Origin of the sequence: Planococcus circulans (genome assembly GCF_020023385.1) — a bacterium.
Taxonomy (GTDB): domain Bacteria; phylum Bacillota; class Bacilli; order Bacillales_A; family Planococcaceae; genus Planococcus.
The window spans coordinates 84728-98104 of the sequence record NZ_JAIQCL010000003.1 but is presented as its reverse complement, the minus strand read 5'-3'; the positions used below and the strand labels follow the sequence as shown (position 1 = coordinate 98104).

13 protein-coding genes are annotated in these 13377 nt (G+C 47.3%); 3 read left to right on the top strand and 10 right to left on the bottom strand.

Going from position 1 to position 13377, the window contains the following annotated elements; translation table 11 throughout:
* Positions 1–16 precede the first annotated feature (16 nt).
* From K8U60_RS06865 to gnd, 10 genes are all read right to left on the bottom strand, one after another.
* The gene (locus tag K8U60_RS06865; protein WP_223636804.1) at positions 17–334 is read right to left on the bottom strand and encodes a DUF4181 domain-containing protein; all 318 of its coding nucleotides are present in this window, start codon (positions 332–334) and stop codon (positions 17–19) included.
* 77 nt (positions 335–411) lie between these two features.
* The gene (locus K8U60_RS06860) at positions 412–969 is read right to left on the bottom strand and encodes a GNAT family N-acetyltransferase (RefSeq protein ID WP_223636259.1); all 558 of its coding nucleotides are present in this window, start codon (positions 967–969) and stop codon (positions 412–414) included.
* Positions 926–1483, bottom strand: coding sequence for a GNAT family N-acetyltransferase (locus tag K8U60_RS06855; RefSeq protein WP_223636255.1), 558 nt, complete (start codon positions 1481–1483; stop codon positions 926–928). Before K8U60_RS06855 ends, K8U60_RS06860 begins: the two co-directional genes overlap by 44 nt.
* A gap of 23 nt (positions 1484–1506) precedes the next feature.
* Entirely contained in the window at positions 1507–2046 is a 540-nt protein-coding gene (locus K8U60_RS06850) for a GNAT family N-acetyltransferase (RefSeq protein WP_223636252.1), read from the bottom strand.
* Positions 2047–2105: 59 nt separating this feature from the next.
* A complete protein-coding gene (locus K8U60_RS06845) occupies positions 2106–2513 on the bottom strand; it encodes a GNAT family N-acetyltransferase (RefSeq protein WP_223636249.1) in 408 nt (135 codons plus the stop codon).
* 175 nt (positions 2514–2688) lie between these two features.
* Positions 2689–3099, bottom strand: coding sequence for a DUF4181 domain-containing protein (locus K8U60_RS06840; protein WP_223636246.1), 411 nt, complete (start codon positions 3097–3099; stop codon positions 2689–2691).
* Between the two features lie 9 nt (positions 3100–3108).
* Positions 3109–4779, bottom strand: coding sequence for an FAD-binding dehydrogenase (locus K8U60_RS06835; RefSeq protein ID WP_223636242.1), 1671 nt, complete (start codon positions 4777–4779; stop codon positions 3109–3111).
* A gap of 372 nt (positions 4780–5151) precedes the next feature.
* On the bottom strand, positions 5152–6696 hold the full coding sequence (gntK, locus tag K8U60_RS06830) for a gluconokinase (RefSeq protein WP_223636239.1): 1545 nt from the start codon (positions 6694–6696) through the stop codon (positions 5152–5154).
* A gap of 66 nt (positions 6697–6762) precedes the next feature.
* A complete protein-coding gene (locus K8U60_RS06825; RefSeq protein WP_223636236.1) occupies positions 6763–8103 on the bottom strand; it encodes a GntT/GntP/DsdX family permease in 1341 nt (446 codons plus the stop codon).
* Positions 8104–8274: 171 nt separating this feature from the next.
* Positions 8275–9159: a phosphogluconate dehydrogenase (NAD(+)-dependent, decarboxylating) gene (gene gnd / locus K8U60_RS06820; protein ID WP_411730349.1), complete on the bottom strand. Its 885-nt coding sequence runs from the start codon at positions 9157–9159 to the stop codon at positions 8275–8277.
* A gap of 128 nt (positions 9160–9287) precedes the next feature.
* Between gnd and K8U60_RS06815 the strand changes: the two genes are divergently transcribed.
* The 3 genes from K8U60_RS06815 to K8U60_RS06805 all read left to right on the top strand — a co-directional run bounded on the left by K8U60_RS06815 (position 9288) and on the right by K8U60_RS06805 (position 13256).
* The gene (locus K8U60_RS06815) at positions 9288–10139 is read left to right on the top strand and encodes a MurR/RpiR family transcriptional regulator (RefSeq protein WP_223636233.1); all 852 of its coding nucleotides are present in this window, start codon (positions 9288–9290) and stop codon (positions 10137–10139) included.
* Positions 10140–10264: 125 nt separating this feature from the next.
* A complete protein-coding gene (locus K8U60_RS06810; RefSeq protein WP_411730353.1) occupies positions 10265–11110 on the top strand; it encodes an aldo/keto reductase in 846 nt (281 codons plus the stop codon).
* Between the two features lie 454 nt (positions 11111–11564).
* Complete coding sequence (locus K8U60_RS06805) at positions 11565–13256, top strand: sensor domain-containing diguanylate cyclase (protein ID WP_223636228.1); 1692 nt, start codon at positions 11565–11567, stop codon at positions 13254–13256.
* Positions 13257–13377 lie beyond the last annotated feature (121 nt).

Genomic DNA, 13377 nt, shown 5'->3' with positions numbered 1-13377 from the left:
GGACATGAATATTCTTCTAACGAGGGAAAACAAAAAAACTAAGTAGCAGGACTGCAGCAATGGCGGCTTCCGATAACTGGCTGATCCAAATATTATCGGTTTTAGCGTATTTCCATTCCATTAAAGCCCGGATGAGGGAGCTGATGAAGAAAAAGAAAAAGAGATAATAGACCCAATTGATGTTCCCCAACAATTGATTTCCTAAAGTCACTGCCCCGACAAGAAAAGCGATCATCAGAAAAGCTTCAATCAACGCATGGGTCCGGTTCAGAGGCCAATACAGCCATTCCTTGCGCTTTGCTATGTCCCAGCGCTTCTTCACATACCGCCCCACAAAAAAGTTTACACTAATATAAAACAAACAAAGTATGAGCGCCTCGACTATCAAACTTTTTTCACCTCCATTATGCGCTATTCAGGTTTTTCTTCGTCCAGCCATTCCGGCCTCAATAAAGAGAAAATAAAAGCGTCGTGGGATTGATTACGCTGATGCAGATAGCCGCGCAATCGTCCTTCCCGTGTAAAGCCAAGCTTTTCCAAAAGCCGGTTCGATGACATGTTTTCCGGATAGGTTACAGCTCCGATCCGGTACAGACCGAGTTCTGCAAAAGCATGCCTTAAAACAGCACGGATTGCTTCCTGCATCAATTGCCGGCGCCAATAATCCGGATGCAATTCATAGCCGATTTCCGCTTTTTTCGAATAAAGATTCAAATTGTTCAACCCAATGGTCCCAATAAACTCATTCGTCTCCTTGAAGCGGATTGCCCACCGCATCCCCCGTTTCAACTTAAAGTTAGAGTGAAACGAACGGATCATTTCAACAGCTTCTTCCTGGCGGACCAAACTATCCATTCCATAATAGTTTGTTACTTCATCGCGCGATAAGATATCAAAAAAACGGCTCGCATCCGGCTCTTCAACCTTATTTAAAAACAGTCTTTCCGTCTCCAATATAGGGAATTCCATGGTTGTCCTCCTTTTCCATTGCGTAAACCCAGACGTTTTTCCCGGACAGCACAATTTCCTTTTCCACTGTCATTCCGATATATTCCGCCACTTTTCTCGAAGCCTGATTATCCGGCTGAATCAACGAAATGAGCCGTTTTCTTCCTAGCTGCTGCAGTCCATAATCACGCAACGCCTCTGCAGCTTCCTTGGCATATCCCTGTCCCCAATAATCTCTGGCCACCCAATAGCCGACTTCCAATTCATCAGTCCCCTCGATGTTCTGAGCCACCAGCCCGGCATGGCCGATTCGTTTGCCATCTTTTTTCCGGATCAACAGCAAAAGCCCGCCTTGAGGATTTTCTTTATACGAACGATAAATCCAGTAAAGGAATTCAAGAGCTCCATTTTTATCTCGGGTCTGTCCTTTTCCGATATAGCGGATCATTTCAGGATCGGACAGCAACGAGTATAAAAAGAAGAAATCTTCGTCTCTGTAAGCTCTGAATTCCAGCCTCTCAGATTGAAGGCGCACAAAACCACCCCTTTTTAGGATTTTCAAAGATCACGCGGATTGATGATGGCCAGCACCTGATGATCCCGCCATACCCCATTGATCTGGACATTTTGCACAGCGACCCCTTCTTTGTGAAAGCCTGCTTTTTCCAGTACCCGGATAGAGGCATCATTTCCCGGCATAACCCCTGCCTCGATACGATGCAGGGCAAGCTTTCGAAAAGCATAGGCCACCACCAGCTTGACCGCTTCTGTTGCATAGCCTTTGTTATTGTGCTTTTTATCCAAGGCATATCCCAGTACGGCGCTTTGCAACGGGCCTCTTATCACTTGAACAAGGCTGATCGTTCCAACCAATAACCCGGTTCTATTCTCAAAGATTCCAAAGCTATAAGCCTGATCATTTTCCTTCTGCTCCGCATAAATTTCAATCAGTTCCTTTTGCAACGGCAATGTATAAAAATCCGGATAGCGGGTCATGGCATACGCTTCAAAAAACTCACGGTTATCCACTTCCAACTGGAGCTTTTCCGCTGCATCTCCAGTGTGCAAAAACCGGATATTCACCTGCTCACCCTTCATTTAGGCATCTCTCCTTTGAGTTGAAACGTTCCACGTGAAACAGCTGGCATCTCTTAAAGTTATTCTTCGATGGTTTTGCGGAAGCCGTAGAATGGCCGGTAGCCCTGTGCTTCATAAAAACTGCGGGAGGTGCTGCTGGCCAGTAATTCCATGCGGGTTTTTGGGTACAAGCTGTGAACATGACGCATCAACTTTTTGCCCACTCCTGACTTGCGGTACTTTTCGCTTACCAGCACTTCGCAGATATAAAGGGAAATGAAGCCATCTGTCAGTCCGCGCAAACAACCGATGACCTGTCCGTCCATTTCAGCAACGACTGCCACAGTGGAGTTGGTCCAAGCTTGTTGGGTATCCTGTTCTTTTGCCGCCAGGTTGTTCCATTGCTCCTGCTTGTTCAATCCATGGATGGCTGGGAAATCATCTTCCCGGTACGAACGGATCACCAAATTTTCCTGCGTATTCTTCATTTGCTCCCCCTCGCACTTTCTTTCAGCAAACTGATGATTTCTTGATTTTGCTGTATCTGCTTTTCCGAATTAAGGCGGAGAATCCGGACCCATCTCAATGCTATGGCTGCAACAAAGATTGGAATCAATATAAAAATCGCGCCAATGAAATCTCCCATCTGGTTCCCCCTTTATTTTAGATCGTAAAAATAACCGAGACAAAGTCCGGAAATAAACTCACGCCCAATGTGATCAGAATGATAGTGCCCGTCAACGATTCCAAGATCGTATACAAATAGTCGTTCGGGTTTTCCGCGTATTTCTTCTCGAATCCTGCCCGGATCAACACCTGTAATGCCCCTATAACAGCTGTAATGCCCACAACGTATAGACTGATGACGGGACCATATTCAATAAGGGACATCGATAGGATAAACACAATAATACCTGCGCTGACATTCACAATCCTGTCCCATTTTTTGTGAAGGTCGTTCACATGTTCTGTTGAAAAAAACTTCCTTTTCTCCACACCAGGATTTTTCTCAAGAGCCCATTCACCAGAAAAATACTGGAAACCGTTCCGAGTAAAAACAGGACAAACCGCCAACCTATTCCATCAAAAAGCACTTTCAGAACCCCCTTCGCTTACGACGGCCCTTCCCGCTGTTCTTCCGGAAAACAGGCAGCCGCCAAGAAACGTCCCTTCAAGTGACCGGTAACCGTGGACGCCCCCACCGCCGAACCCTGCCACTTCTCCAGCGGCATACAGGCCCGGCACTGGCTGCCCGGATGCATTCAGCACACGAGCGGATAAATCCGTCTGCAGGCCGCCTAAGGTTTTGCGGCTGACGATATTCAGGCGAACCGCAATGAGCGGTCCTTTTTTCCGGTCCAATAGTTTATGAGGCACAGCCACTCGGATCAATCGGTCTCCTCGGTAATTCCGGGCTCCTCGCATCGCTGTAATCTGCAGATCCTTTGAGAAGGGATTGTCGAGTTGACGGTCGCGTGCATCGATCTGTTCTTTGATCCGTTCAAAATCCAATAGATTTCCCCCGGTCAGGCTGTTCATTCCTTTCACTAATTCCTCAAGGGTGTCCGCCACGATAAAATCTTCGCCTTGGTCCATAAAGGCCTGTACCGGTGCCGTCGCTCCGGCGCGGACACGGGATAATACCTGCGGAATGCTTTTGCCCGTCAAATCCGGATTCTGCTCGGAACCTGACAGCGCAAATTCCTTTTCGATGATTTTCTGCGTAAGGATGAACCAGGAATAGCTATAGCCGGTCTTCTGGATGGTTTCGAGTGTTCCGAGCGTGTCGAATCCCGGAAAATTCGGTGCCGGGAAACGTTCTCCCACAGCATCGAACCACATCGAAGAGGGTCCCGGCAGAATCCGGATGCCGTGTTTGCTCCAGACCGGATTCCAATTCTTGATGCCTTCAGTATAATGCCACATCCGGTCCCGGTTGACGATGCGCCCGCCTGCTTTTTCCGTGATGGCCAGCATCCTCCCGTCGACATGCGCCGGCACACCTGACAGCATCATCTCTGGCGCTGTCCCCAAACGGCTCGGCCAATTCTGTTTGATCAGTTCATGGTTGCCGCCAATGCCGCCGCTCGTCACGACGACGGCCTTTGCTTCGCAGCGGAAATTGGCGACCATCTGCCGTGAACTCGCTTCTCCCCGCTCGGCGTCGCTCGGCTCCAGCAGTGAACCTGAAACACCTGTCACCACTCCGTCTTCGGTGAGCAGCTCGTCTACTTGATGCCTTGGAAGGAATTCGATCAGGCCATTCTTGATATGTTCACGCACCCGCCGCTCGAACGGCGCAACGATGCCCGGCCCCGTTCCCCAGACAATATGAAAGCGCGGCACCGAATTGCCGTGCCCTTCCGCCAGATAGCCGCCACGTTCTGCCCAGCCAACAACTGGAAAGAATTTGACGCCCATGTCAGCAAGCCAGGTCCGTTTTTCATTCGCTGCAAAATCCACATAGGCTTCCGCCCATCTCCTGCCCCAGTGATCTTCGTCCTCTTCCCGGTCGAAACCGGCTGCCCCAAGCCAGTCCTGCCAGGCCAATTCTTTTGAATCGTTGATGCCCATGCGCCGTTGTTCAGGCGAATCGATCAAAAACAGCCCGCCGAACGACCACCACGCCTGTCCGCCAAAAGACGCTTCCGGCTCCTGGTCCAACAGCAACACTTTTTTGCCCGCGTCAGCGATTTCCGCTGACGCCACCAGCCCCGCAAGGCCTGCTCCTACTACAATCGCATCGAATTCCATCCTTACATCCCCCTTGATGTTGAATGATTCAGGTACCGCTTTTCCACAGTGGGAAAAGTTCTCCCCACTGATTGAAGTTGTCTTTATCGTATCATGGGCGTTTGGAAAATTATAGATATTTTTAGCTGTTTTCTGATTGTTTGCTTTATTTTAGCGAAAAGTTCTGCCATCCGTGCATATTTTATTTTAAACGTGCATAAGTTCTGCTGAACGTGCGTATTTCATGTTAAACGTGCATAAATTTTCTTAAGCGTGCATAAGATTAGCCAGAAGCAACTATGAAATTTTATTCGAATAAATAAAGAAAATATCCCCAGACAATCAACCCAAAAAAACACCCGAAACCAACTTTCTGGTCCCGGGTGTCGCATATTATTCCAAATGCTTCCGTTGGAAGTCTGAAATGCTTTCGTATTCTTCTGTCAGCAGGCGGGATAGGCGGATATAGATCGGCAGCAGTTCCCGATAGACACCCGCTGCCGCGTCGTCCGGTTCATGTGTATGCGTCTGGCCGATCATTTCGGAGACGATGCTGAAATCCTCGATTTCCCCTGTTGCGTACATGCCGAGAACGACGGCACCGAGGCACGAGCTTTCAAAGCTTTCCGGAATGATCACCGGCTTGTCGAAAACGTCCGCCAACAGCTGGCGCCACATTTCCGAACGGGCAAAGCCGCCCGAAGCTTGGATGCGCACGGGTTCACCGGTCAATTCCTCGACTGCAAGCAACACCGTATACAGATTAAAGACGATGCCTTCCAGCACCGAGCGGATCATGTGCTGCTTCTTGTGATGAATGCTGAGGCCGAAAAACGATCCGCGTGCATTGGCGTCCCATAGCGGTGCCCGTTCCCCCGTCAAATACGGATGGAACAGCAGGCCGTCCGCGCCAGGATTGACTCCTTCGGCGATTTTCGTCAGTACGTCATAGGAATCGATGCCGAGGCGTTTTGCCGTTTCGACTTCAGATGAAGCGAACTCATCCCGCAGCCAGCGCAGGACGATGCCCCCATTGTTGACTGGTCCACCGACCACCCAATGGTTTTCAGTCAACGCGTAGCAGAAGGTGCGCCCTTTCGGATCTGTTTTCGGTTCAGCAGTGACCGTACGGATCGCGCCGCTCGTACCGATCGTCACGGCAAGAACGCCAGGTTCGATCGCATCAACGCCGAGGTTCGCCAAGACGCCGTCACTTGCACCGATGATGAAAGGAATGTCTTCAGGAATTCCCATAAACAAGGCATGTTCCGGAACAATTCCCGTCAGCGCGTGCGTTGTCGGCACTGGGCGCGACAGTTGATCAGGTGTGACGCCGGCCACTGCAAGCGCCTCTTCATCCCAATCCAGTTCCTGCAGATTGAAGAGTCCCGTCGCAGAAGCGATTGAATGGTCGACCACGTACTCTCCGAACAATTCGTGAAACACAAACTCCTTGATACCGATGAATTTCGCCGCCTGTTCGCAGACTTCCGGCTTGTCGTCTTTCAGCCAGACCAATTTTGAGAGAGGCGACATCGCGTGGATCGGCGTTCCTGTACGCAGGTAGATTTCATGGCCATTGAGCTGTTCTTTTATATATTTTGCGTGCTTGGAACTTCTGGTGTCGGCCCAAGTGATGCTTTGCGTCAGCAGATTTCCCTCTGCATCCACCGCAATCAGGCTGTGCATGGCTGAACTGAAAGATACCAGTTTCAGTTGCTGTGCATCAATGCCGCTTTTGCGGATTGTTTTTCGCACAGAGGTCAAAACAGCACGGAAAATTTCCTCCGGATCCTGTTCCGCTATCAACGGACTCGGCGTCTCCAGCGCATAGAAAACCGTATCGGCTTCTATTACGTTCCCGGATTTATCGAACAAAACGGCTTTGGTGGACGTGGTGCCGATATCCACCCCAAGATAATATGACTGTTCAGGCATAGGAGCCCTCCTCTATATACAAGAAAAAGAAAAAGGAAACACGTCCTTTTTCTCTTCAGGTTTAATTTAGATAAAAAAGCTTATGATCAACACTACCACGAATCCGGTGAGACCGATAATGGTTTCCATGACCGTCCAGGATTTCAATGTATCCTTGACGTCCATGCCGAAGTAACGGTTAACGAGCCAGAATCCGGAGTCGTTGACGTGGGACAAGACTGTCGCACCTGAAGCGATGGCAATAACGATCAAGCCCAAAGCGGGTCCGGTCATGCCGACCATTTCAAGAAGCGGCGTGATCAAGCCGGCCGCTGTTACCATCGCAACGGTTGCAGAACCCTGCGCAACACGTACGGCCGTCGCAATCAGGAAAGCCAGAACGATTGGCGGCAAAGCTGAATCGCCCATCATCTCACCCAATACATCGCCGACTCCAGAGTCGATCAGCACTTGTTTGAAGACACCACCTGCACCTGTTACCAGAATGATGATTCCGGCAGGTTCAAGCGCTTTGGTCGCAATATCCTGTACTTCCTGGCGCGAATAACCGCGTTTTGTACCCAACAGATAGAAAGTCAGCAATGTCGCGATGGTCAATGCCACGAATGGATGGCCAAGAAATGTCAAAATCTCACGCACTGTATTGCCTTCATCCAACAATACACCTGATAACGTATTCAACAGGATCAAAACTAAAGGAATCAAGATCAACGATGTGATCATGCCGAAACTCGGCAGATCCTTGTCGTATTCCTTTTGTTCAAGCTCCATGTAATCCGGAATTGCGATATGGATCTTTTTGCCGATAAAGCGCCCGAACACAGGTCCAGCCAAAATCATCGCTGGAATCCCTGCAAGCACCCCAAATAGGATAACCCACCCAAGTTCCGCTCCGACCAACTCAGCCACCGCAATCGGTCCTGGAGTCGGCGGGATGAAACTATGGGTAACGGCAAGTCCCGCCAGCAGCGGAATCCCGTAATGCAGAAGCGATTTGCCTGTTTTTCTTGCCAAGCCATACACAATCGGCACCAAAATGATGAAACCGACATCAAAGAACACAGGAATCGCGACAATAAAGCCGGTGACGCCAAGTGCCCATTGCGCTTTGTCTTCACCGAATTTGCTGATCATCGTAGCGGCTAAACGTTCCGCACCACCCGATACTTCCAGCATTTTTCCGAACATGGCACCAAGGCCGACCACTACAGCGACAAAGCCGAGTGTGCCGCCCATCCCGTTTTGGATGGACGTAATCACTTCATTCAGCGGCATGCCTGCGGCGATACCCACCAGCAAACTGACCAGCAATAGCGCAACAAAAGCATGCAATTTAGTCCGAATAACCAAAAACAACAATAAGAATATACCTGCAAGTGCGACCATGATCAATGTTGAACCTGACAAATCTTCTCCCCCTCAATATGTAACCTCAGCGCCGTGCACTGAAGCTGAAATTCGCTTTTATGCTCCGCGTTGAGCCCCGCTGACGCCCATCCCCTGGTCGCGCCAGCGCATGTCTACACAGAATAATGTAGGCGATTACCTTCTATAGTAATTAAACCGGTAAAGTTCTTCTTATTTTTTCTCTACCGCATGACCGCCGAACTCGTTGCGCTGGGCTGCCACGACTTTTCCTGCAAAGGTATCGTCTTCCAATGAGCGGTAGCGCATCATCAGCGACAAAGTAATCACCGGTGCCGGAACATTCAAGTCAAGCGCCGTTTCCACGGTCCACTTGCCTTCGCCTGAAGAATTCATGACGCCTTTAATGCTTTCCAATTTGGCGTCTTTTGAAAAGGCGCTTTTTGTCACTTCCATCAAGTACGAGCTGATGATGGAGCCGTTGTTCCAAACGTCAGCCACTTTTTCGTAATCAAAATCAAATGGGCTTTTGTTCAGGATATCGAAGCCTTCCGCGATGGATTGCATCATGCCGTATTCAATTCCGTTGTGGATCATTTTCAGGAAATGTCCGCTTCCCGCTTCTCCTGTGTACAGATAGCCGTCTTGTACAGAAATATCCTGCAATAACGGTTCAATTGATTTGAATTTTTCTGCATCGCCGCCGATCATCGCGCAAATCCCGTGGCGTGCCCCTTCCGTTCCACCGCTTGTCCCGCAATCAAAAAAGTAGATGCCGTGGTTTTTCAAGATTTCCGCGCGGCGCACGGTATCTTTGTAGTTCGAGTTCCCGCCATCGATAATCGAATCTCCTTCTTCAAGCAAAGGAATCAATTGCTCGATGACCGATTCCGTAATTTCACCGGCTGGCACCATCAACCAAATTGTTCGCGGCGCTTTCAGCTCTTTCACCATTTCTTCAATAGAAGAAACTTGTTTGAAACCGCTTTCTTCGATTGCCGCATGACTGTCATAGCCGACAACTTGATGATCGTGATCGCTCAAATTTAATGCCAGGTTCAATCCCATTTTCCCTAAACCAATAATTCCGATTTCCATTGTGGAATCCTCCTTTGAAATAAAAGAATATTTTTCCTTAATAAACTCATTGTATCAAATATTTTTCCGCACGCAACATGTTATTGTATAATTAACGAAAATACTTCTATAGAAACGAGGCGCGGATCATGAAAGAACAGCAATTTGCGCTGGCTGCCATACGCGGTAGTTACCGCCACTTCAGTGAAAAAGAAAAAAAAATCGCCGATTATGTACTCAACGACCCAAAAAACATCATTCATTTGACCATCAACCAGATTGCGGATGAACTCGGGCTCGCTGAATCGACCATTTTCCGCTTTTGCCAACGCATCGGCTTCAAAGGATTTCAGGCCTTTAAGATTTCGCTTGCTGCGGAAGTCGTGGCTCCTTTAAAAGATATCCACGAAAAAATTGAAGAAGGCGACAGCATCAGTGCTGTCACCGAAAAAGTCTTCCGCTCCAATATCAAAACATTGGAAGACACGCTGCAGATCGTCGACACGGAAGCAATGGAACAGGCAACAGAAAAATTGCTGAAAGCGCGGAAAATCGACTTCTACGGCAATGGCGGTTCCGCCATGGTTGCTATGGACGGCTACCATAAATTTGTCCGTCTAGGCCTTCACGTTTCCATGAACCTGGATTCCCATATGCAGCTCATGGCAGCATCGCAGCTTCAATCGGACGATGTGGCGATTGTCATTTCCCATTCCGGTTCGACCACAGACGTTCTGGATGTCCTGCGGGTCTTGAAGGAAAAAGGCGTAACCATCATTTGTGTCACCAACTTCGCCAAGTCGCCTTTATCCAAAGAGTCGGATATCGCCCTGTACACGATTTCAGAAGAAACCGATTTCCGCTCCGAGGCCTTATCATCCCGCATCGCCCAATTGAGTTTGATCGATGCGCTTTACACCAATCTGATGATCATCCGCGGCAATGAAGGCAAAAAAGCCCTTCAGGACATGCGCGAAGCGATGTCGTATAAACGGTTGTAGACGACTTATTGATCCAATGCCGGCTTTTTTCACGAACCGTCTCCGCCCCCTGAATGGTTTCAGCTCTCGCTCACGGGGTATTTCATGGCTATCAGGAAGTTATCCAATTAACCTCATGGAGGATGATGAGCATGAAAAACTTACAAGATACCACTACGTTGCATAACGGCGTCAAAATGCCTTGGTTCGGTCTCGGCGTGTTCAAAGTCAGTGAAGGGGCGGAAGTCATCGATGCGGTCAGAACTGCGATTGCCAACGGTTACCGCAGTATCGATACAGCTGCCGCTTATGGCAATGAAGAAGGCGTTGGCCAAGGAATCCGTGAAGGTTTGAAAGAAGCCGGCATCTCCAGAGAAGAGCTTTTCATCACTTCAAAAGTATGGAATTCCGATCTTGGTTATGAATCGACGCTTGCTGCCTACGAAACCAGCTTGAAGAAACTCGGCTTGGATTATTTGGATCTGTATTTGATCCATTGGCCGGTTGAAGGGAAATACAAAGAAGCCTGGCGTGCTCTGGAGACTTTGTATAAAGATGGTCGGGTCAAAGCGATCGGCGTCAGCAATTTCCATATCCATCATCTCGAAGAATTGATGAGAGAAACAGAAATCGTTCCGATGGTCGATCAGGTTGAGTATCACCCGCATCTGACCCAGACCGATTTGCATGAGTTCTGCAAAACACACGATATCCAGCTGGAAGCCTGGTCACCTTTGATGCAGGGCAAGCTGCTCGATCACCCGTTGCTTGTGGAAATCGCCGCCAAGACCGAAAAAACGGTCGCCCAGGTCATCCTTCGCTGGGATTTGCAGAATGGGGTCGTGACGATTCCCAAATCCATCAAGGAAGCACGGATCATCCAAAACTCCCAGATTTTCGATTTCGAACTGACAGAGGACGATATGGAACGGATTTCCGCGTTGAATGAAAATCAGAGAGTCGGTCCGAATCCGGATAATTTCGATTTTTAATTGCAAAAAGAAGCCCTTTTTTATAATAAAAGGCTTCTTTTTTTATCGATTCAAGAACGCTACTGTCATTACCCATTTAACTGGAAATTAATTCTAATTATTTGCAGATTTCTCTCAATAAATTCAAAATAGTGTTATCTTTCTCGTGTATATACAGTAGTATGATAATAAACGTTTATTCTTGAACTATCCCGTTAACTTCCTGTTTTGGAGCTTAACTCATGTCAATTTTTCAAGAGGCAGGGAGCAATGATATATGACTACTCAATTTAAAGGACTTTTAGGCATTTTCTTTATGTTATTTTACACATCCTTTTACTTTTTCTGGGTGCGCAATTGGAAAGATCATGAAACCCTCTTAACTTTGGGGGGCAATATTCTTTCGGTATTAGGCTGTTTCATCGCCTTCGTATGGCTATTCAGGGCATTCAGAAAAAGCTGTAAAGAGGAAAAAATGTTCTGGCTGCTTTTGACCACCGGGACATTCAGTTATTTCATAGCTGAGTTTCTATGGATAGTATATGAAAACATATTAGGCATTGAAGTTCCTTTCCCAGGACCACCCGACTTCTTTTATATGCTGCAAATTGTTTTTTACCTGGGAGCCTTTTCTTATAAGTTGATAAAAGAAGTTAAAAAACATCAATTTACTAAATACCTCTTAGATGTTTTAATTGTCATGACTGTCGCCTCAACTTTCAGCTGGCATTTTTTGATTAGCCCAATTATTGAAGCTGGAGACCTCTCCATTTACTCTTTCCTTGTCTCTCTCGCCTATCCTGTCGGTGATTTAGCTCTTCTTCTTGGAATCGTCAGCATCTACCTTGGCACACAGAAATCCACTTTTACTAAAAACCTGCTCTTTTTATCGATCGGGCTCTTTTTTCAAATAACCGCAGATTCTGCTTATCTCTACTTGGTTTCTTTTGAGCAATACGAGTCGGGAAGCATAATCGATCCGCTGTTTATATTGGCTATTCTGTTTATTGGATTCGCTGGATTCCTGCGGACAGAAACCGTACAGCAACCACGCTCTTCCTTAACCGAGCAAGCGGCTCCACAACAATTGGATGCTTTCCGTCTGTCACTCCCATATATAAATGTACTGATTTTATTTGTCTTCATGGGATCCAGGTCTACCGGCATAGATGTGGTCACCGTCGGGTCAGGAATCTCAATTTTGCTCGTCATCTTGAGACAGATTTTAATCATTTTGGAAAACCAGCAACTGCTGCGCCAATATCATTGTAAAACAGAAGAACTGGATGTAAGCGAACAGCGCTACAAATCCTTGTTTGATTACCATCCCGATGCTGTCTATTCTCTTGATGTAACAGGACGTTTTGAAAGTGCCAACCCTGCTACCATTGCTCTTTTCGGTTACGAAAAAAGCGAATTGATCGGTCTCTCAAGTACTGTTTTTATCGATGAAGAAAAGCAGCAAAAAGCTTCTGAAATTTTGGCAAGTTCATTAGAAGGACAACCTCAAAGCTATGAATTGCCGATACGCAGCCGTCTAGGCAAATTCCATCATTTGAGCATCACCAATATTCCAATTAAGGTGCGCAATAATATTGTTGGTATCTTTGGAATCGGCAAAGATATTACAGAGAACAAAAAGAATGAGGAAAAAATTCAATTCCTGGCATATCACGATCCTCTAACCGGCTTAGCCAACCGATTATATTTCGGGGAGTCGTTAAAAAAAGCTGTAACCGAAGCTGAAGCCCTAAACGAGATATTCGCCGTCATGTTTATTGATCTGGATCATTTCAAGCAGATCAATGACACCCTAGGACATGATAACGGGGATGAACTGCTGATTTCTGTTGCAAATAGACTTAAAAGCTGTGTTCTTGAGAATGATATCGTATCGAGGCTAGGCGGGGACGAATTCACGTTGATCATCCGTGACGTAAATGATTTAGAAGCAATTGAACAGACCGCAGAGAAGATTCTCCAGTCCCTGAAACAAACTCATCTCATTAATGGCTTTGAAATCATTAGCTTGCCTAGCATAGGTATTGCTGTTTATCCATCGGATGCGACCACCACTGTCGATTTAATGAAAAAAGCGGACAAAGCCATGTACCAGGTCAAAGCAAACGGCAAAGGCCATTTCCAGTTCATTAAAGAAACGATTTAAATAACTTCGAAAAACCTCCATTCAATGCTGTTTGGGGGTTATTTTCTGTCTTTTGAAGCTGTCGGCAACAAAATTCACTATCTGATTTCCTCTTTCCTTTCTGGCACAAGCAGACATTTTG